Raw genomic sequence first — 20,889 nt, 5'->3', positions numbered from 1 at the left:
GCGGTCCTCGCAAGCTTAGCCCGAGAAAGCCAAGAGCAATGCGGGTTAGGGCGACTTTTCTAATTATTGACCCTATGAATGACTGGGCATGCGTTGGCGTGTTGATGATCTTCCCGGCGCTGAAGTGACCGCAAAGTCGCGTTTCAACCAGTATTTTGGGCGATTGACAATTGCCTGAAATTCCGTGAAGGTGGCGTACCCAAATCAAACGGGCGTATGAATTGAGCGTTTGTATTACAGATCGCTCCTACAGAATCCCGACTATCGCGTTGGCGGGTGTGCCTGGCGGATTGGCGTAGCATCGACGGAGACGTCAGTGCCGAGCCAGAAGTTAGCGTCCGACGTGTACTGTTCAGCTTCCATATCGTGGAGATCAGTTGATGATTTACGAAGGTAAAGCCATCACGGTTAAGGCTCTTGAAAGTGGCATCGTCGAATTGAAATTCGACCTCAAGGGTGAGTCCGTCAACAAGTTCAACCGTCTAACCCTGAACGAACTGCGTCAGGCCGTAGACACCATCAAGGCAGATGCTTCGGTCAAGGGTGTGATCGTCAGCAGTGGCAAGGACGTGTTCATCGTCGGTGCCGACATCACCGAATTCGTCGAGAACTTCAAGCTGCCTGATGCAGAGCTTGTTGCAGGCAACCTCGAAGCCAACAAAATTTTCAGCGATTTCGAAGACCTGAATGTTCCGACCGTAGCCGCGATCAACGGCATCGCCTTGGGCGGCGGTCTGGAAATGTGCCTGGCAGCGGACTACCGCGTCATGGCCACTACGGCCAAAATCGGCCTGCCGGAAGTCAAACTGGGCATCTACCCAGGCTTCGGCGGTACGGTGCGTCTTCCACGGATCATCGGTGCCGACAACGCCATCGAATGGATCGCCGCAGGTAAGGAAAACCGTGCCGACGACGCGCTGAAGGTAGGCGCAGTCGACGCTGTGGTTGTTCCAGAGAAGCTGCAAGAAGCGGCACTGGAACTGCTCAAGTGTGCCATTTCCGGCGAGTTCGATCACAAGGCCAAGCGTCAGCCGAAGCTGGAAAAGCTCAAGCTCAACGCGATCGAACAAATGATGTCGTTCGAAACCGCTAAAGGTTTCGTGGCCGGTCAAGCGGGCCCGAACTACCCGGCGCCGGTTGAAGCGATCAAGACCATCCAGAAAGCCGCGAACTTCGGTCGCGACAAGGCACTGGAAATCGAAGCTGCCGGCTTCGTGAAACTGGCCAAGACTTCTGCTGCGCAGAGCTTGATCGGTCTGTTCCTGAACGATCAGGAGCTGAAGAAAAAGGCCAAGGCCTACGACGAAATCGCTAAAGACGTGAAGCAGGCTGCCGTACTCGGCGCTGGCATCATGGGCGGTGGTATCGCTTATCAGTCGGCTTCCAAAGGCACGCCGATCCTGATGAAGGACATCAACGAGCACGGTATCGAGCAAGGTCTGGCGGAAGCCGCCAAGCTGCTGGTGAGTCGCGTTGATAAAGGTCGCATGACCGCAGCGAAAATGGCTGAAGTGCTTAACGGCATTCGTCCGACCCTGTCCTACGGTGATTTCGGCCACGTCGACCTGGTCGTCGAAGCGGTCGTCGAGAACCCTAAGGTCAAGCAAGCTGTTCTGGCTGAAGTCGAAGACAAGGTCAAAGAGGACACCATCCTCGCGTCGAACACCTCGACTATTTCCATCAGCCTGTTGGCCAAGGCCCTCAAGCGTCCGGAAAACTTCGTCGGCATGCACTTCTTCAACCCGGTGCACATGATGCCGTTGGTGGAAGTGATTCGTGGCGAGAAGTCCAGCGAGCTGGCGGTTGCCACTACTGTTGCCTATGCCAAGAAAATGGGCAAGAACCCGATCGTCGTCAATGACTGCCCGGGCTTCCTGGTCAACCGCGTTCTGTTCCCGTACTTCGGCGGTTTCGCCAAGCTGGTCAGCGCCGGTGTGGACTTCGTCCGTATCGACAAGATCATGGAGAAATTCGGCTGGCCGATGGGTCCTGCGTACCTGATGGACGTGGTCGGCATCGACACTGGCCACCACGGTCGTGACGTGATGGCTGAAGGCTTTCCGGACCGCATGAAAGACGACCGTCGTTCGGCCGTTGACGTGCTTTACGAAGCCAAGCGCCTGGGGCAGAAGAACGGCAAGGGCTTCTACGCCTACGAGACCGACAAGCGCGGCAAGCAGAAGAAAGTCGCCGACCCGTCGGTGCTGGAAGTGCTCAAGCCTATCGTTTTCGAGCAGCGTGAAGTGACTGACGAAGACATCATCAACTGGATGATGATCCCGCTGTGCCTGGAAACCGTGCGTTGCCTGGAAGACGGCATCGTCGAAACCGCTGCCGAAGCCGACATGGGTCTGGTCTACGGTATTGGTTTCCCTCCATTCCGTGGCGGTGCGCTGCGTTACATCGATTCCATCGGTGTTGCAGAATTCGTTGCCCTGGCTGACCAGTACGCTGATTTGGGCGCCCTGTACCACCCGACCGCGAAGCTGCGTGAAATGGCCCAAAACGGCCAGAGCTTCTTCGGTTAAGCGCCCAAACGACTAGAGCGAGAATATTTATGAGCTTGAATCCAAGAGACGTCGTGATTGTCGACTTCGGTCGCACCCCGATGGGCCGCTCCAAGGGCGGCATGCACCGCAACACCCGCGCTGAAGACATGTCGGCGCACCTGATCAGCAAACTGCTGGAACGCAACGTCAAAGTCGATCCAGCCGAAGTCGAAGATGTGATCTGGGGCTGCGTCAACCAGACCCTGGAGCAGGGCTGGAACATTGCCCGCATGGCGTCCCTGATGACGCAGATCCCGCACACCGCTGCCGGCCAGACCGTCAGCCGTCTGTGTGGCTCGTCGATGAGCGCACTGCACACCGCAGCCCAAGCGATCATGACCGGCAACGGTGACGTTTTCGTGGTGGGCGGCGTCGAGCATATGGGTCACGTGAGCATGATGCACGGTGTCGATCCGAACCCGCACATGTCTCTGTACGCGGCGAAAGCCTCGGGCATGATGGGTCTGACCGCGGAAATGCTCGGCAAAATGCACGGCATTACCCGTGAAGCGCAGGATGCCTTTGGCGTGCGCTCCCACCAGCTCGCCCACAAAGCGACCCTGGAAGGTAAGTTCAAAGACGAAATCATCCCGATGCAGGGCTACGACGAGAACGGTTTCCTGAAACTGTTCGATTACGATGAAACCATCCGTCCGGAAACTACCCTGGAAAGCCTGGCGGCATTGAAGCCAGCGTTCAACCCTAAGGGCGGCACCGTAACAGCGGGTACTTCCTCGCAGATCACCGATGGTGCTTCGTGCATGATCGTGATGTCGGCGCAGCGTGCTCAGGACCTGGGCATCCAGCCAATGGCGGTCATCCGCTCGATGGCAGTGGCAGGTGTGGACCCGGCGATCATGGGCTATGGTCCAGTACCGGCAACACAAAAAGCACTGAAGCGCGCGGGCCTGGGTATTGCTGATATCGACTTCTTCGAACTCAACGAAGCTTTCGCTGCACAGGCTCTGCCGGTGCTGAAAGATTTGAAAGTGCTCGACAAGATGAACGAGAAGGTTAACCTGCACGGCGGCGCGATTGCTCTGGGCCATCCATTCGGTTGCTCCGGTGCGCGTATCTCCGGCACCTTGCTCAATGTGATGAAGCAAAATGGCGGCACCTTCGGTGTGTCCACCATGTGCATTGGTCTCGGCCAGGGCATTGCCACCGTCTTCGAACGCGTTTAAGCGTTTCGTCGATGGAAGCCGGGGCCTTGTGCCCCGGTTTTTGTTTTTCTGAAGATTTATTTTTTTTATGTGCAGGAGGGCCAGAACATGAATTTACAACCCGGGCTCTATGAGCATTACAAGGGGCCGCAATATCGCGTTTTTGCAGTCGCGCGGCATTCCGAAACCGAAGAAGAAGTGGTGTTCTACCAAGCGCTGTATGGCGATTACGGCTTTTGGGTGCGTCCCTTGAGTATGTTCCTGGAGTCGGTCGAAGTTGACGGCGAACAGGTGCCACGCTTTGCTTTGGTGCAAGCCGAACCAAGCATTTTTCCGTAGCCATAAGGTGAGTGCGCGCAGAACCCTGCGCTTGACCTCACCTTGTTGCCACTATATATAGCGGTGCCGCGTCAGGCGCCAACCGCCTTTCACTTCTAGAATTCAGGAATTTTCTGATCCATGGGCAAATCGCTGGTCATTGTGGAATCCCCGGCTAAGGCCAAGACCATCAACAAGTATCTGGGCAACCAATACGTGGTGAAGTCGAGTATCGGCCATATCCGAGACCTGCCCACCAGCGGTTCGGCTAGCGCCAGCAAAGAACCTGCTGCCAAGCGTGGCAAGGCCGCCGCAGGTGAAGCTCCCGCGCTCTCTCCGAAAGAGAAAGCGCGCAAGCAGCTGGTCTCGCGCATGGGTGTCGATCCCGATCATGGCTGGAAAGCCAAGTACGAGATTCTCCCGGGCAAGGAAAAGGTCATCGAAGAGCTGCGCCGGCTCGCCAAAGATGCTGACACCATCTATCTCGCAACCGACTTGGATCGCGAGGGGGAAGCCATTGCCTGGCACCTGCGCGAAGCCATTGGTGGTGATGACAGCCGCTACAAGCGCGTGGTGTTCAACGAAATCACCAAGAAGGCGATTCAGGAAGCCTTCTCCAAGCCAGGCGAGCTGGACATTGATCGGGTCAACGCCCAACAGGCACGTCGTTTCCTCGACCGCGTGGTGGGTTACATGGTCTCGCCACTGTTGTGGCAGAAGATCGCCCGTGGTTTGTCCGCCGGTCGTGTGCAATCGGTTGCGGTGAAACTGGTCGTCGAGCGTGAGCGTGAAATTCGCGCGTTCAACCCGGAAGAGTACTGGGAAGTCCATGCGGACCTCGGTACCGCCAAGGGCGCCAACGTGCGTTTTGAAGTGGCCCGTGAAAACGGCGAAGCCTTCAAGCCGCTCAACGAAACCCACGCCATGGCCGCACTGGAAAAGCTCAAGGCTTCCAGTTACACCATCGCCAAGCGTGAAGACAAACCGACCAGCAGCAAACCGTCGGCACCGTTCATTACTTCCACCTTGCAACAGGCCGGCAGCAACCGTCTGGGCTTTGGTGTGAAGAAAACCATGATGATGGCTCAGCGTTTGTACGAAGCGGGCTACATCACTTATATGCGTACCGATTCGACCAATCTCTCGGCCGATGCCGTAGAAATGGCGCGCACTTATATTGAAGGCGAATTCGGTAGCAAATACCTGCCGGCCGCGCCGAATGTCTACAGCAGCAAAGAAGGCGCGCAAGAGGCTCACGAAGCGATTCGTCCTTCCGACGTCAATACCGACCCAAGCAAGCTGGTGGGTATGGAGCGCGACGCTGAGCGTCTCTACGAGCTGATCTGGCGCCAATTCGTCGCTTGCCAGATGCTGCCGGCGCAATACCTGTCGACCACCGTCAGCGTCGCCGCTGGGACCTTCGAGCTGCGTGCCAAAGGCCGCATCCTCAAGTTCGACGGCTACACCCGCGTCATGCCGCAAATGACCAAGCCAGGCGACGACGATGTGTTGCCGGACATGGCCCAGGGCGACGTGCTGAAGCTGATCAAGCTCGACCCAAGCCAGCACTTCACCAAGCCGCCTGCGCGTTACTCCGAAGCGAGCCTGGTCAAGGAAATGGAAAAACGCGGTATCGGTCGTCCTTCGACTTATGCGGCGATCATTTCGACGATCCAGGACCGTGGCTACGTAGCACTGCATAACCGTCGTTTCTACTCCGAAAAGATGGGCGATATCGTTACCGAACGACTGTCCGAGAGCTTCTCCAACCTGATGGACTATGGCTTCACCGCCGGTATGGAAGAGAACCTCGATGACGTCGCCCAGGGCGAACGCGACTGGAAAAACGTGCTTGACGAGTTCTACGGCGACTTCAAGAAGAAACTCGAAGTGGCTGAAGGCGCGGAAAATGGCATGCGTGCCAACGAACCGGTAATGACCGACATCCCGTGTGTCCTGTGCAGCCGGCCGATGCAGATTCGTACCGCCTCGACGGGCGTGTTCCTTGGTTGCTCGGGTTACAGCCTGCCGCCGAAAGAGCGCTGCAAGGCGACCGTCAATCTGGTGCCGGGTGATGAAATCGCTGCAGACGACGAGGGTGAGTCGGAATCGCTGGTACTGCGTGGCAAGCATCGCTGTCCGATCTGCAGCACGGCGATGGACGCTTACCTGCTCGATGAGAAACGTAAACTGCATATCTGCGGTAACAATCCAGATTGCGCAGGTTTCGAGATCGAAGAGGGCAGCTACCGCATCAAGGGTTATGAAGGTCCGAGCCTGGAATGCGACAAGTGTGGCAGTGAGATGCAGCTCAAGACCGGCCGTTTCGGCAAGTTCTTCGGTTGCACCAACGCGACCTGCAAAAATACCCGCAAACTGCTGAAAAGCGGTGACGCGGCGCCGCCGAAGATGGATCCGGTGAAAATGCCGGAACTCAAGTGCGAGAAGGTCAACGACACTTACATCCTGCGTGACGGTGCTTCCGGTCTGTTCCTGGCGGCGAGCCAGTTCCCAAAAAACCGCGAGACCCGTGCTCCGCTGGTCATCGAGATCGTGCCGCACAAGGACGAGATCGATCCGAAGTATCACTTCCTCTGCGAAGCGCCGAAGAAGGACCCGGATGGCCTCCCGTCAGTGATCCGTTACAGCCGCAAGACCAAAGAGCAATACGTCCAGACAGAAGTCGACGGTAAGCCGACTGGCTGGAAGGCGTATTACGACGGTGGCAAGTGGACGGTTGAAGACAAGCGTCCATCAGCCAAGTCTTAAAAGGCGCTGTACTGAAAAGGCCGCATGTGAACCCTCGGGTTTTCATACGGCCTTTTTGTTTTGGGCTTGCGGGAAGCGGAGGTGATCCACGACACTGTCCGACCTGCGTGAAGCAATTATTTCATTGTGGAGGCTGCCGTCATGGCCCACGAACTCTATACCCGCACCAACCAGAAAATTTATTTTGCCGGTCTTTCATTGGAAGCGCTGGCCAGATCCGAAGAGGGGCGGGCGATTAATTCCCAGGCGCTTGTTCAGGCCGGGCGTGAATCGGTTCTGTTTCACCTGTACGGTGCGTTGCTTGGGTTGTGTCATGAGATAGCCGGTTTCTACCGCCTGCCTCAGGCCAATGCACCGCGAGCGGAAATGCTGCTGACTCGTGAGGTGCTGGAAACCATTGCCATTCCCGAGCTGGCCGAGTTGGTGGAGCTGGCACAAAACCCTGAAACATGGCTGGCGAAGCTGCTGGCGGCTTATGCCGCGCTGTTTCAGCCGCCACGAGCGCCGCATAAGCCCAAGGGCGATGTGACGCAGCCATTGATCGTTGCGGTCAACCTCGATGAGGAAGTGGAGCCAGAGTTGAGTCGGGAGGAATTGGAAAGCTGGCGTCAGAACCTGAAAGAGCTGGCGATTCGGTTTCGGGATGGGCTTAACGAAAGCTGAAGCGATCCGTAGCAGCTGACGAGCCTGCGAGGCTGCGTTCGGTTCGGGCTGCGATCAGACGCAGCAATCGTAAATCTTACATCCGGGATATACCTGAAACACCGCAGCGCATGATTTTGCGACTGCTGCGCAGCCGAACGCAGCCTCGCAGGCTCGACAGCTGCTACAATGTCGGCCTTTCGTGGAGAACAGACCTTTATGCCAACGTCCTTTCTAGAAATTGTTGAGTTGCCTGACGGCCGTATTGAGCTGCGCAGGGCTGAGGACGAGGGTTCTCTGGTTACTTTGAACTTTTCCGAAGATGCCAAAGTGTTTCTGCAAGGTCAGCACGTTGAAGTCGCCAAGGCCATGTTGAGCGTTGGTGTGCAGATGGCTGGACGTCTGGTTGAAGGCGAATTTGAGAAAGAAGACGGTCCACGGATTCTTCACTGAGTCCGTTTGTCGGTTTCCTGAGTATAATTTGTCGCTTCAAATCGGCTTCTCTATTCCCGAGAAGCCCCATGCTATTCAAGTCTCGTTACAGTCCTGTTGATCAACCCAAGCGAATGTTCAGGCTTTGCGCATCCCCTGTACGGGCCGCGCTGATCAACTGTGCCCGTGCGGTTGGGGTCAGAGGATTAAGCCAGCTGACAACAGTGTGGCTACGGCCCAGGCGCAATGCCTCGCACGTCAGTTGTTGAGCGCTTTGGGTGCCTCGCGGTTGCAGCAGTAAAATCCGTTCGCGGTTCAATCCGGCGTCCCGTAGCCAAGCCTGGGTCAGGCTCGATGGCGGGGCAATCAGGGTCAACCAGCGAGCGTCCTGGTCCTGGCTCAGTTCTCTGAGAATAGGGGCCAGCAGGTTCAGGCAGTTCCCGGCCGCACCGCGTAACGACAGTTCACTGAAAGCTTCGGGCTCGGCGCTCCAGGGCGACTCGACCACATCTTTAAGGATCGGGGCGAGTGGCTGGGCCATAAATGCCTCGAACAGTGACAGTTGTGCATGCTGTGGTGTGTGTGGGAACTGCATAAAGCCTCCTTTAGCGGCGAATGACGCCGACACTCAAGCCTTCGATCACCAGATCCTGATCTTTCAGGTTTACTTCGATGGGGGCGAACTCGGGGTTTTCGGCGATCAGCCAGACTTTGCTGCCTTCACGCTTGAAGCGCTTCACGGTGACTTCATCGCCGATCCGGGCGACCACGATCTGGCCATTGCGAGCTTCACGAGTGGTATGCACGGCGAGCAGATCGCCGTCGAAAATACCGACGTCTTTCATGCTCATGCCGTGTACGCGCAGCAAATAGTCGGCGCGAGGATGGAAGAAGGCAGGATTGATGTGGCAGGATTCTTCGATGTGCTGTTGAGCGAGAATCGGTGCGCCGGCGGCAACCCGGCCGATGATCGGCAGGGAAGCGTCATCGGCCCCCTTGGCTTCGAAGCCGGGAATGCGAATCCCCCGCGAAGCGCCTGGCGTCATCTCGATTGCACCCTTGCGGGCCAGCGCCTTGAGGTGTTCTTCGGCGGCGTTGGGTGATTTGAAACCCAGTTCCTGAGCGATTTCCGCGCGGGTCGGCGGGTAGCCGTTGTCTTCGAGGCATCGTTTGATAAAAGCCAGAATCTCAGCTTGGCGTGGCGTCAGTTTTAGCATTTCGATCGCTCTGTCTTTTTATACAGTGACTGGGATTATATACAGTGGATCATTCTTGGCAATCCTCCTTTTTATTCAGTCCGCTGGACGGTCGAATTGCTGGCAATCGTGCCTTGAGCCGCAGGACTGACTACACAGTCAGACTTGTGTGATTTAATAGGTGACTGACCGGCCGGAATACGGACAGGCAGACTTGACAAGGCATGGTCTGAAACGTATGTTTCAAACAAGTGTTTGTCAGGCGGAGTAGTCATGGCCCAGTCGGAAACCGTTGAACGTATTCTTGATGCTGCCGAGCAGTTGTTCGCGGAAAAAGGGTTTGCCGAAACCTCATTACGGCTGATCACCAGCAAGGCCGGGGTTAATCTGGCGGCGGTGAACTATCATTTCGGTTCGAAAAAAGCGCTGATTCAGGCGGTTTTTTCGCGTTTTCTCGGTCCCTTCTGCATCAGCCTCGATCGCGAGCTTGAGCGGCGGCAGGCCAAGCCGGACAACAAGCCGAGCCTGGAAGAGCTGCTGGAAATTCTCGTCGAGCAGGCGCTCGTGGTACAGCCACGCAGTGGCAACGATCTCTCTATTTTCATGCGTTTGCTGGGTCTGGCCTTCAGTCAGAGCCAAGGGCACTTGCGTCGCTATCTGGAAGACATGTACGGCAAGGTGTTTCGCCGCTACATGATGCTGGTGAACGATGCTGCACCGCGCATTCCGCCTATCGAGCTGTTCTGGCGCGTGCACTTCATGTTGGGTGCGGCGGCGTTCAGCATGTCGGGTATCAAAGCCCTGCGGGCGATTGCCGAGACCGATTTCGGGGTCAATACCTCGATTGAGCAGGTCATGCGCTTGATGGTGCCGTTCCTGGCGGCTGGGATGCGTGCCGAAACTGGCGTCACCGATGCTGGCATGGCCAGTGCTCAGCTAAGACCGCGCAGTAAATCGACGCCTTCGGCCGCCAAGGTTTAACGGCGCACGGGTGGGCGCGGCTGCTGACATCCGCTAAGCTAGCCGCCCATGCTGACTCCAGTTTTAAATCCGCTCCCTATCCCTTTCGCCGACACTCTTTTGCCGGGCTTTGCCGATGGCGATCGGGTCGTGCGTCTGCGCCGATCCGGACGCATCGTTGATGTGCTGTGCGCGCATCCCGTTATTAAGGAATTTCTATGACATCTGGCCTGCAAGGCTCCTTGATGGTGGACGTCGCCGGTACCTGGCTGACGGCTGAAGATCGCCAATTGTTGCGTCAGCCCGAAGTGGGTGGCCTGATCATTTTTGCACGCAATATCGAGCATCCGCGCCAGGTTCGTGAGCTGAGCGCGTCGATCCGTGCCGTGCGTCCGGACTTGCTGCTGGCAGTAGACCAGGAGGGCGGACGGGTACAACGGCTGCGCCAGGGTTTTGTGCGTTTGCCGGCAATGCGGGCAATTGCCGATAACCCCAATGCCGAATACCTTGCCGAGCAGTGCGGCTGGATTATGGCAACCGAAGTGCTGGCCGTTGGCCTCGACTTGAGCTTTGCCCCGGTGCTGGATCTGGACTATCAGCGCAGCGCCGTTGTCGGCAGTCGTTCATTTGAAGGCGACCCTGAGCGCGCCGCTTTGCTGGCGGGTGCATTCATTCGTGGCATGAACAGCGCCGGTATGGCCGCCACCGGCAAGCACTTTCCCGGTCATGGCTGGGCGGAAGCTGACTCCCATGTGGCGATCCCGACCGACGAGCGTAGCCTTGAAGACATTCGCGCCAATGACCTGGTGCCGTTTGCCCGTTTGAGCAAGCAGCTGGCGGCTGTTATGCCTGCCCACGTCATCTACCCTCAAGTCGATTCACAGCCAGCAGGCTTTTCTCGCCGCTGGTTGCAGGACATCCTGCGTGGCGAATTGCAATTTGATGGCGTCATCTTTAGCGATGACCTGTCCATGGCCGGCGCTCACGTGGTCGGCGATGCCGCGAGTCGAATCGAGGCGGCGCTGTCGGCCGGCTGCGACATGGGGCTGGTGTGTAACGATCGTGCGGCTGCCGAGCTGGCATTGAGTGCCGCCCAGCGCTTGAAGGTCAAGCCATCGGCACGTATTGCGCAGATGCGTGGCAAAGCCTTTGCGAGTACCGAATACCGCCAGGACCCACGCTGGCTGGCGGCCCTTGGCGCGCTCAAAGACGCCCAACTGATTGATTAAGGATTTTTGCAATGACGGTTTACGCGATTATCGGTGGCACTGGTCTCACTCAGCTCGAAGGCTTGAGCATTCGCCAATCGTTGCCACTGGATACGCCATACGGGACGCCTTCGGCCGAGATCCAGTTCGGTGAATACGCCGGGCGTGAAGTGCTGTTTCTGGCGCGCCACGGCCATCCCCACCGTTTCCCACCGCATCAGGTGAACTACCGCGCCAACCTCTGGGCGCTGAAGCAAGCCGGGGCCGAGGCGATTCTGGCGGTTAACGCCGTGGGCGGGATTCATGCGGCGATGGGCACCGGGCATTTCTGTGTGCCTCATCAGTTGATCGACTACACCAGCGGTCGTGAGCACACCTACTTTGCCGATGATCTGGAGCAGGTCACTCACATCGACTTCAGCTACCCCTATAGCGAACCACTGCGTGAGCAACTGATTGCCGCGCTGGCCGCTGAGGGTTGCGCCTACAGCAGCCACGGCGTGTATGCCTGCACCCAAGGACCGCGGCTGGAAACCGTGGCCGAGATCGCCCGTCTGGAGCGTGATGGTTGCGATATCGTCGGCATGACCGGCATGCCGGAAGCGGCCTTGGCTCGTGAGCTGGATCTGGCGTACGCCTGTCTGGCATTGGTGGTGAACCCGGCGGCGGGCAAGTCCACCGCGGTGATCACCATGGCCGAGATCGAGCAGGCGCTGCATGACGGGATGGGCAAGGTTAAGTCGACCTTGGCGCGGGTGTTGGCGGGCTGAGTTGTACCTGCCAGACCGCGGCGCGCCCATCGCGAGCAGGCTCGCTCCCACATTAGATTGAAGTCGTGCACAAATTCTGCGCTCGCTGAAGATCCAGTGTGGGAGCAGCCGGTCGACGCTCGATTGCTCGCGATTGCGCTGTGTCAGGCGCCGCTATCTTTCCAGTTTATTGGGCAGCGGCGCAAACAGCGCTTCGATATCCTCGCTCTGCAATTTCCAGTCCCCAGTCTTGCGTCCATCCAGCACGCCCGCCGCCAAGTCGGACTTTTCCTTTTGTAGATGCTGAATCTTCTCTTCGACGGTTCCGCGAGCAATCATCTTGTAGACGAATACCGGCTTCTCCTGACCGATGCGATACGCACGGTCGGTGGCCTGGTTTTCGGTGGCCGGATTCCACCACGGATCGTAGTGGATGACCGTGTCGGCCTCGGTCAGGTTCAAGCCCACGCCACCGGCTTTCAAGCTGATCAGGAAGATTTGCAGTTTGCCACTCTGGAATTCTTTTACCGGCGTGCGTCGATCCCGGGTTTGCCCGGTCAGCAGCGCATAGGCGACGCCGCGGCGTTTCAGCTCCATTTCGATCAGGGCCAGCATCGAGGTGAACTGTGAGAACAGCAGAATTCTCCGTCCTTCTTCAAAAAGCTCCTCAAGCATTTCCATCAGACTGTCGAGTTTGCCGGACGAACTGCCGCGCGCCGGTGGAGCGTCATTGACCAGTCGCAAATCACAGCAGACCTGACGCAGCTTCAGCAGCGCCTCAAGGATGATGATCTGGCTGCGGGCAACGCCTTTGCGGGTAATCTCGTCGCGGACTTTCTTGTCCATGGCCAGGCGCATGGTTTCATAAACGTCACGCTGCGCCTCGTTGAGTTCGACCCAGTGAATGATCTCGGTTTTCGGCGGTAATTCGGTGGCGACCTGTTCTTTGGTCCGGCGCAACAGGAAGGGTTTGATCCGTCCATTGAGGTGCTGCAGTCGTACTTCGCTGGCGCGCTTTTCGATCGGCACACGGTAGTCGCGATTGAAGGTCTTCACGTCACCGAGCCAGCCGGGCAACAGGAAGTGAAACAGCGACCACAGCTCGCCCAAATGATTTTCCAGTGGCGTTCCGCTCAAGCACAGGCGTTGCCGGGCATTGAGCTCCCGCGCGGCGTGGGCAGCCTTGCTGTTGGGGTTCTTGATGTATTGCGCTTCATCGAGGACCAGAACGTGCAGTGGCAGGGCGGCGAGACGCTCGACATCCTTGGGCAGTAGCGCATAGGTGGTCAGGATCAGGTCGTAATCCGTCAACTCGTCGAAATGCTTTTTGCGCCCGGCACCATACAGCGCCAGCACCTTGAGTTGCGGCGTGAAGTGCGCCGCCTCATCAAGCCAGTTGGGGATCAGGCTGGTGGGCATCACCACCATGCACGGTCGGTCCAGGCGTCCTGCGTTCTTCTCGCTCAGCACATGGGCCAGGGTTTGCAGAGTCTTGCCCAAGCCCATGTCGTCCGCGAGGATCCCGCCGACTTCCAGTTGCCGTAGCGACTGCATCCAGCTCAAACCTTCCAGCTGATAAGGCCGTAGCGTAGCGTTCAAGCCTTCAGGTGCGGTCGTTGTGTAGTCTTTGATATCCCGCAGACGCTGAGCGAAGGTGCGAATGTGATCGCCACCTTCCCAGAGTAACGGCAGATCTTCCAATGGGTTGAGACGCGTCGCATCGGCGCTGCTCAAGCGCAGGGTGGTTGTGCCGGGCTCTTGCAGATAGAACTCGCCGAGGGTTGCCAGCACCGGCTTCAACCGTCCGAATGGCAGGGCAACCTGCAACGGGCCATGCTCGGAGTTGGGTCGGTTGGGTATGTTCACCAGGATTAGCTCATCGTCACGGCGTTTGGCGAGCCGTTCCGGGTTGAGCAGTTCGGTGTGCGAGCGCATCAGGTTGAGCAGGATCGGCAGCAGGCTCAGCCGTTCGCCATTGACGATAATCCCCAATTCCAGGTCGAACCAGTCCCGCTCGGGTGCTTCTTCGACGGTGGCGTACCAGTCATCGACGGCCGTCAGGTCGAAGCCGAAGTCTTCATCGATCTGCAGTTCCCAGCCCTGGATGCGCAGCTTTGGCAGCTCATTCAGGGTGAAGGTCAGCCATGCGCTGTCGTTGACCATCTCAAACAGCTCGCCGGCGCTCTCCGGCAGCGCCTTGCTTTGCCGGGTCGCGATTTTGAAGCCGAGGATTCGAAGCTGTTCGCGGTAGGCTTGCTCGATGTCAGGATGGCGCTTGATCCGCAGTGTTTGCTGCTCTTGGCGAATCAGGATGTCAGCATTCTTTTGCCCGCTGACGTATTCATCCAAATAGCTGAAAGAGAGGGCGGCGCGGTGCTGGATGTAGCGTTGCATTTTGCCGTTGCGCGGTTCGAAGGCGCTGAACTCGATGCTCGCCAGCCACAGGCGCGGAACCGGTTGCACGTTATCCACCAACAGTTGCGGCAAAGCGGCTGGGCTACGGTTTTCCAGAACAGCCTGAAGCTTCTCCAGCAACTCGGCATCTTTCGCGGCAGCCGGGTAGGCGAGAGTTTCCTGCACCTGTAGCAATACCGCCGCACAATGTTTGCAGTTGCTGTGCACCGGACAAGAGCAGGTGGCATCGACGATCAGCAAGGTGCCTTTGGCCGACTCACGCAAGCGAATGGTCTGACGGTAAACGTTGCCACCCGAGCCTTCGCAACTGGCGGTGATCGTACTGTCGCCAGCCTGGACAATTCTGACGCGGTTTTCCAGGGCGTAGCGGCGGCCACGTTCCAGACTTTGTTCTTTGAATCGACTGACCCAGGAAGGTGCCAGAGGTTTGGTCAGGGTCGGGGGCATAGGGACTTCAGTCAGTCCGGAATTTCAAGAGGAGCTTGCTGAACAGCAGGCGCCGAAAGCGACGTGATCTTGATCAGCAGGCCCAAGTGTCCGTTATCGAGAAAGTTGAGTTGGCCGTTCTTGGTGTGGCTGTCCTGCTTCAGTTGTTCGCTGCCAGTGATCAAACCGTTACTGTCGATCTGATTGATCCAGAACTCAGCGTCGACGTCAGTGAAGCGCCCCAGCTTCAGGTTGAGCGTGCCCTCGATCGGGAATTGGCCGTACTGTTCCTTGCCTGCGCTGACGGCGATTTTACTCGGCTCATCACCCAGCTTTTGTTCCCAGGCTTTGTGCAGCAGCACCGTGTAATCGCTGCTTGCAGCGAGCTTGGCCGCTTCGCTGTTGAGGCTTGGTGTGCGTTCGTCTTGCGCGGCGATGCGTTGGGCGCCGGCTGCCCAGTCTTCCGGCGCGGCGCGGCCGACGATGGCGGGTACTGCGTTCTGGCGGACCAGGATCATTTCAACCATATACTGGTTGTCGGCAAACGCCGTGGGTGCGGCGACCAGTGTCAGAAGCAAGATCAGTGAGCGAAACAGGCGCATGCGGCGTCCTTCAAGCAGTTTTCGGAATGAGGCGCTCAAACAGCGCCTCCACTGTATTGAAGCGCTCTTCAGGGCGCTCCATCGGCACCATGAATTTGAACATCGTAGCGCCTTCGAATTTGTAGCGGTTGGGCTGGCCCTGGATCAGCTTGATCAACACCAGTGGATCGACCGGGGTTTGTGCCTCGAACTCGATGCGACCGCCTTGTGGACCGCCATCGACCTTTTTGATGCCGAGCTGCTCAGCCTGCAATTTCAGCAAAGTCAGGCGCACCAGGTTTTTGGTCGGTTCCGGCAGCAGGCCGAAGCGGTCGATCATTTCCACTTGCAGATCTTTCAGGCCTTCCTCGTCGGTGGCCGACGCGATGCGCTTGTAGAGAATCAGTCGTGCGTGGACGTCGGGTAGATAGTCTTCAGGAATCAACGCCGGCAGACGCAGGTTGATTTCCGGACCACCGCCCAGCGGTTGGTCGAGGTTTGGTTGCTCGCCCTTGCGAATGGCTTTTACCGCGCGCTCGAGCATTTCCATATACAGGGTGAAGCCAACGGCCTGAATCTGGCCGCTCTGACCGTCGCCGAGCAGTTCGCCGGCACCACGAATTTCCAGGTCGTTGGTGGCAAGCACAAAGCCGGCGCCGAGGTCCTGGGTATTGGCGATGGCCTCCAGGCGCTTTTCCGCGTCCGGGGTGATTTCCTGGCGTGACGGTGTCAGCAGGTAGGCATAGGCCTGGTGGTGACTACGACCGACCCGGCCGCGCAATTGATGCAATTGAGCCAGACCGAACTTGTCAGCACGCTCGATGATGATGGTGTTGGCGCTCGGCACGTCGATACCGGTCTCGATGATGGTCGAGGCGATCAGGACGTTGAAACGTTTGTGATAGAAGTCGCTCATCACTTGTTCGAGTTCACGTTCACGCATCTGCCCGTGGCCGATGCCGATCCGTGCTTCCGGCACCAGCTCGGCGAGGTCGGCGGCGCATTTTTCGATGGTCTTCACATCGTTGTGCAGGTAATAAACCTGGCCACCACGCAGCAGCTCGCGGAGCAGGGCCTCTTTGACCGTGCTCTTGTTCTGCTCCATGACGAACGTGCGCACGGACAAACGACGGGCCGGCGGTGTGGCGATGATCGACAGATCGCGCATGCCCGAAACCGCCATGTTCAGCGTGCGCGGGATCGGCGTGGCGGTCAGGGTGAGAATGTCGACTTCGCTGCGCAACGCCTTGAGCTGTTCTTTCTGACGGACACCAAAGCGGTGTTCTTCGTCGATGATCACCAGCCCCAGGTTTTTGATCTTCACATCGTCTTGCAGCAGCTTGTGGGTGCCAATGACGATGTCGATCTTGCCCTCGGCCAGGTCGGCGACCGCGGCGTTGATTTCCTTGGTCGACTTGAAACGGCTCATCACTTCCACGCTCACTGGCCAGTCGGCGAAGCGGTCGCGGAAGCTGTTGTAGTGCTGCTGAGCGAGTAGGGTGGTCGGCACCAGAATGGCGACCTGGCGGCCACCATGCACGGCGATAAACGCCGCCCGCATCGCCACTTCGGTCTTGCCGAAACCGACGTCGCCGCAGACCAGGCGATCCATCGGTTTGGGCGCGAGCATATCGGCGCGTACCGCATCGATGGTAGTTTGCTGGTCTATGGTTTCTTCGAACGGGAAGCCGGCGCTGAAGGTGACGTAATCGGCTTTTGGGTCGGCGAACGCATAACCTTCGCGAGCCGCGCGGCGGGCATAGATGTCGAGCAGTTCGGCAGCCACGTCGCGTACTTGTTCGGCGGCTTTGCGTTTGGCTTTTTGCCAGGTTTCCGAGCCCAGTCGGTGCAGTGGGGCCAGGGCATCGTCGCTGCCGGTGTAACGGGCGATCAAATGCAGGTTGGCCACCGGCACGTAGAGCTTGGCGCCCTCGGCGTAGGCAAGGGTGAGAAATTCGGCGGCCTGGTTATCGATTTCCAGCGTCGCAAGGCCCAGGTAGCGGCCGACGCCATGATCGATGTGCACCACAGGCGCACCTTCACGCAGCTCGGTGAGGTTCTTGATCACCGCATCGTTGTTGGCGTCGGCGCGTTTTTCCCGACGGCGACGCTGCATCACGCGCTGACCGAACAGCGGGCTTTCGGCAATCAGCGCCAATGACGGGTCGTCCAGCACCAAACCGTCGTCCAGCGGAGCGATAGTGATCGCCAAGCGATGTTTGCTGGCGACAAAGTCCGGCCAGTTGTCGACGTTTTTCGGGCGCAGCTTCAGTCGTTCAAGCAGTTCCAGCAGGACTTCACGGCGACCGGCAGATTCGGCGGTAAACAGTACGCGGCCGGGAAACTCATCGAGGAAACTGGCCAGCGCCGCCAACGGCTGATTGGCTTTGGCTTCGATGGCCAGGTTCGGCAATGGCTTGGCCGGGAAGCGCTCGCGGCCGACACCGGTGTCTATGTCTTGCTGGCTGGCGACGACTCGTGGCCAGTTTTTCAGGCGCGCAAAGCAGTCTTCCACCGGCAGGAACAGCTCGTCCGGTGGCAGCAATGGGCGAGAGGGATCGACACGGCGCTCTTCGTAGCGGTTGCGCACGTCGTTCCAGAAGTTTTCGGCGGCCTGTTCGATGCCCGGCAGGGAAAACACCTGAGTGTCCTGGGGCAAATAGTCAAACAGGGTTGAGGTGTCGTCGAAGAACAACGGCAGGTAGTACTCGATACCGGCCGGGGTAATCCCGCTGCTCAGATCCTGAAAGATCGGGCAGCGACGAAAGTCGACATCGAAACGCTCACGGAAACGCGCCTTGAAACGCGTGACAGCATCCTTTTGTAGCGGAAACTCCCGCGCCGGCAGCAGCCGTACGGTGTCCACCTTGTCGATGGAGCGCTGGTTGTCGGGGTCGAAGGTCCGAAGGGTCTCGATTTCGTCGTCGAACAGGTCGATCCGGAAAGGCAATTTGCTGCCCATCGGGAACAGGTCAATCAGCGAACCGCGGACGGTAAATTCGCCGTGCTCGTACACCGTATCGACGTAGCGATAGCCGCTGGCCTCGAGTCGGGTGCGCATTTGCTCGACGTCGAGCTTCTGACCAACGTCCAGCACCAGGCTGCTGCCGAGCAGGAATTTGGTCGGCGCCAGACGATGCAGGGCCGTGGTTATCGGCACGACCAGAACGCCATGGGTCAGCTCCGGCAACCGATACAGGCTGGCGATACGCTGCGAGATGATGTCCTGGTGCGGCGAGAACAGGTCGTAGGGCAGGGTTTCCCAGTCCGGGAAATGCAGGACAGGCAAATCCGGGGCGAAGAAACTCAGCTCCTGTTCCAGCCGTTCGGCACTTTGGCTGTCGGCGGTCAGCAGCAGGGTAAAGCGCTTGGCAGCGCTGGCGGCCTCGGCGATTGCCAGGCTCAGGGCGGCACCGGGCAGGTTGCCCCAGTGCTGTTTACCTGCCGCGGCAGGGAGAAGCGGTAGACGCAGAACGGGCACGGAAGGTTGAGCTCCAAGCGTTGCGACAAAGTCGGTAATTGTAGCGGCCTCAGGTGCCGGCTGTCAGTTGCAGACTGTGTCTATTACGCGGGTTGGGCGAAATGTAGTGGTAATGACAAAATCGAGCCGCTTTTTAGTGGGAATTACTGAATATGTAGTGGCAAAACGAACCGGTGTTACGGATGGTTACGGACAATGCTGCGCTGTCTCCAAAAAATTGACTACGCTGGAAGGCCCGGTTTTATTGGGCTTCAGCGGCGCGTAGTTTTTTTTGGCGGGATTTTGTTACGGGCCGCGCGACAGGCGCGCATTGCTACGGGAGCCACTCGGCGGCATAATGTAGCCCCTTTTTTCTGCCCCTACATATGTGGAAGGTTCCCGTGACTCAGAAGCCCGACCAGTGTCTTGGTGAATGGATCGATCGTGAAGCGCTCGCTGAGGCGATGATTCCGCTTATCGGTCAGCTCTACCGCAATAACAACGTGGTGAGCTCGATCTATGGCCGCAGCCTGATCAACCGTTCAGTCATCGCGATTCTCAAAGCCCACCGCTTTGCTCGCCATCGCCAGTCCGACGACAGCGAATTGTCCGTCCACGAAACTTTCCCGCTGCTTAAAGCGATGAGCGAGCTCAAGCTCGGCGCCGCTTCGGTCGATTTGGGCAAGCTGGCCGTCAAGTTCAAGGCTGAAGGCAATGGCCGTACTGCCGAGCAGTTCGTCCGTGAAGAGCTGGCCGATGTGGTCGGTAAGCAAAATGGTTCCGGGCGTACCGGCACTGACGTCGTGCTGTACGGCTTCGGTCGTATCGGCCGTCTGCTGGCGCGCATCCTGATCGAAAAAACCGGTGGTGGCGACGGCCTGCGTCTGCGCGCCATCGTTGTCCGCAAGGGCGCCGAGAACGATCTGGTGAAACGTGCCAGCCTGCTGCGTCGTGACTCGGTTCATGGTCCGTTCGATGGCACCATCATTATTGATGAAGCCAACAACACCATCACCGCCAACGGCAACCTGATTCAGGTGATCTACGCGAAAAGCCCTACTGAAGTGGATTACACCCAGTACGGCATCAAAAACGCACTGCTGGTGGACAACACCGGTGTATGGCGTGACGCCGAGGGTCTGGGTCAGCATCTGTCCTGCCCGGGTATCGACCGCGTTGTTCTGACTGCGCCTGGCAAAGGCAAGCTGAAGAACATCGTGCACGGTATCAACCATGGCGAGATCACTGCTGACGACAAGATCGTTTCCGCGGCTTCCTGCACCACCAACGCCATCGTGCCGGTGCTCAAGGCCGTCAACGACAAGTTCGGCATCATCAACGGCCACGTTGAAACGGTTCACTCGTACACCAACGACCAGAACCTGATCGATAACTTCCACAAAGGCGATCGCCGTGGTCGTAGCGCCGCGTTGAACATGGTGATCACCGAGACCGGTGCTGCCACTGCCGCTGCCAAGGCTCTGCCTGAACTGGCTGGCAAGTTGACCGGTAACGCGATCCGCGTTCCAACGCCAAACGTGTCGATGGCCATTCTCAACCTCAACCTTGAGAAAGCCACCACTCGCGAAGAGATGAACGAGTACCTGCGTTACATGGCGCTGCACTCCGATCTGCATAAGCAAATCGACTTTGTCAACTCGCAGGAAGTGGTTTCCACCGACTTCGTTGGCTCGCGCCACGCCGGTGTAGTGGATGCTGAAGCGACTATCTGCAACGATAACCGCGTTGTTCTGTACGTGTGGTACGACAACGAATTCGGTTACAGCTGCCAGGTGGTTCGAGTGATGGAAGACATGGCCGGTGTAAACCCGCCAGCGTTCCCACGCTAAGCAACCGCACATGAAAACGCCCCGACTTGTCGGGGCGTTTTTGTTTGTGCGCCAGGCATGGCGCGTTGCGCGTAAGCGCAACCAGTTTGGCTGTGGTGGCCACGCTGGTGACTTGGAGGTGAAAGTCCTCTACACACCCGGCAAGGGGAAGTGTTAGCCAGAGGCAAGGGT

General features: G+C 58.2%; 15 protein-coding genes. 10 read left to right on the top strand and 5 right to left on the bottom strand.

Going from position 1 to position 20,889, the window contains the following annotated elements; all coding sequences use genetic code 11:
- Positions 1–380: 380 nt before the first annotated feature.
- The 6 genes from fadB to ACN1C3_RS25355 all read left to right on the top strand — a co-directional run bounded on the left by fadB (position 381) and on the right by ACN1C3_RS25355 (position 7,894).
- Complete coding sequence (gene fadB / locus ACN1C3_RS25380) at positions 381–2,528, top strand: fatty acid oxidation complex subunit alpha FadB (RefSeq protein WP_419118493.1); 2,148 nt, start codon at positions 381–383, stop codon at positions 2,526–2,528.
- 29 nt (positions 2,529–2,557) lie between these two features.
- Positions 2,558–3,733: an acetyl-CoA C-acyltransferase FadA gene (gene fadA / locus ACN1C3_RS25375; RefSeq protein WP_419118492.1), complete on the top strand. Its 1,176-nt coding sequence runs from the start codon at positions 2,558–2,560 to the stop codon at positions 3,731–3,733.
- Between the two features lie 87 nt (positions 3,734–3,820).
- A complete protein-coding gene (locus ACN1C3_RS25370) occupies positions 3,821–4,051 on the top strand; it encodes a DUF1653 domain-containing protein (RefSeq protein ID WP_419118491.1) in 231 nt (76 codons plus the stop codon).
- A 120-nt stretch (positions 4,052–4,171) separates the two neighbouring features.
- Entirely contained in the window at positions 4,172–6,799 is a 2,628-nt protein-coding gene (gene topA / locus ACN1C3_RS25365) for a type I DNA topoisomerase (RefSeq protein WP_419118490.1), read from the top strand.
- 141 nt (positions 6,800–6,940) lie between these two features.
- Positions 6,941–7,462 carry a DUF6586 family protein gene (locus ACN1C3_RS25360; RefSeq protein ID WP_419118489.1) on the top strand — a complete coding sequence of 174 codons (522 nt, stop codon included), beginning with the start codon at positions 6,941–6,943 and terminating at the stop codon, positions 7,460–7,462.
- Between the two features lie 198 nt (positions 7,463–7,660).
- Complete coding sequence (locus tag ACN1C3_RS25355) at positions 7,661–7,894, top strand: hypothetical protein (RefSeq protein WP_419118488.1); 234 nt, start codon at positions 7,661–7,663, stop codon at positions 7,892–7,894.
- A gap of 100 nt (positions 7,895–7,994) precedes the next feature.
- Here the strand turns inward: ACN1C3_RS25355 and sulA are convergent, their stop codons facing one another.
- Positions 7,995–8,468: an SOS-induced cell division inhibitor SulA gene (gene sulA, locus ACN1C3_RS25350; RefSeq protein ID WP_419118487.1), complete on the bottom strand. Its 474-nt coding sequence runs from the start codon at positions 8,466–8,468 to the stop codon at positions 7,995–7,997.
- Between the two features lie 10 nt (positions 8,469–8,478).
- Positions 8,479–9,090 carry a transcriptional repressor LexA gene (lexA, locus tag ACN1C3_RS25345; protein WP_419118486.1) on the bottom strand — a complete coding sequence of 204 codons (612 nt, stop codon included), beginning with the start codon at positions 9,088–9,090 and terminating at the stop codon, positions 8,479–8,481.
- 252 nt (positions 9,091–9,342) lie between these two features.
- Here lexA and ACN1C3_RS25340 point away from each other — a divergent pair, with 252 nt between their 5' ends.
- The 3 genes from ACN1C3_RS25340 (at position 9,343) to ACN1C3_RS25330 (ending at position 12,007) form a co-directional block, all read left to right on the top strand.
- Positions 9,343–10,050: a TetR/AcrR family transcriptional regulator gene (locus ACN1C3_RS25340; protein WP_419118485.1), complete on the top strand. Its 708-nt coding sequence runs from the start codon at positions 9,343–9,345 to the stop codon at positions 10,048–10,050.
- Between the two features lie 209 nt (positions 10,051–10,259).
- Positions 10,260–11,258, top strand: coding sequence for a beta-N-acetylhexosaminidase (gene nagZ, locus ACN1C3_RS25335; protein ID WP_419118549.1), 999 nt, complete (start codon positions 10,260–10,262; stop codon positions 11,256–11,258).
- A gap of 11 nt (positions 11,259–11,269) precedes the next feature.
- Positions 11,270–12,007, top strand: a complete 738-nt coding sequence (locus tag ACN1C3_RS25330) for an S-methyl-5'-thioinosine phosphorylase (protein ID WP_419118484.1) — start codon at positions 11,270–11,272, stop codon at positions 12,005–12,007.
- 153 nt (positions 12,008–12,160) lie between these two features.
- Here ACN1C3_RS25330 and ACN1C3_RS25325 read toward each other — a convergent pair whose 3' ends face one another.
- From ACN1C3_RS25325 to mfd, 3 genes are read right to left on the bottom strand one after another with little or no spacing between them, the layout of a single operon-like run.
- Positions 12,161–14,848, bottom strand: coding sequence for an SNF2-related protein (locus tag ACN1C3_RS25325; protein WP_419118483.1), 2,688 nt, complete (start codon positions 14,846–14,848; stop codon positions 12,161–12,163).
- Positions 14,849–14,859: 11 nt separating this feature from the next.
- Positions 14,860–15,429 (bottom strand): CsiV family protein, encoded by a 570-nt coding sequence (locus ACN1C3_RS25320; RefSeq protein ID WP_419118482.1) that lies wholly within the window; start codon positions 15,427–15,429, stop codon positions 14,860–14,862.
- A 10-nt stretch (positions 15,430–15,439) separates the two neighbouring features.
- Entirely contained in the window at positions 15,440–18,889 is a 3,450-nt protein-coding gene (mfd, locus tag ACN1C3_RS25315; RefSeq protein ID WP_419118481.1) for a transcription-repair coupling factor, read from the bottom strand.
- Between the two features lie 365 nt (positions 18,890–19,254).
- Between mfd and ACN1C3_RS25310 the strand changes: the two genes are divergently transcribed.
- Positions 19,255–20,718 (top strand): glyceraldehyde-3-phosphate dehydrogenase, encoded by a 1,464-nt coding sequence (locus ACN1C3_RS25310; RefSeq protein WP_419118480.1) that lies wholly within the window; start codon positions 19,255–19,257, stop codon positions 20,716–20,718.
- Positions 20,719–20,889 lie beyond the last annotated feature (171 nt).

Source organism: Pseudomonas sp. H11T01, from assembly GCF_048515765.1.
In the GTDB taxonomy this organism is placed as follows: domain Bacteria; phylum Pseudomonadota; class Gammaproteobacteria; order Pseudomonadales; family Pseudomonadaceae; genus Aquipseudomonas.
Note: the sequence above shows the minus strand (reverse complement) of the source record. Positions and strands in the feature narration are given on the sequence as shown.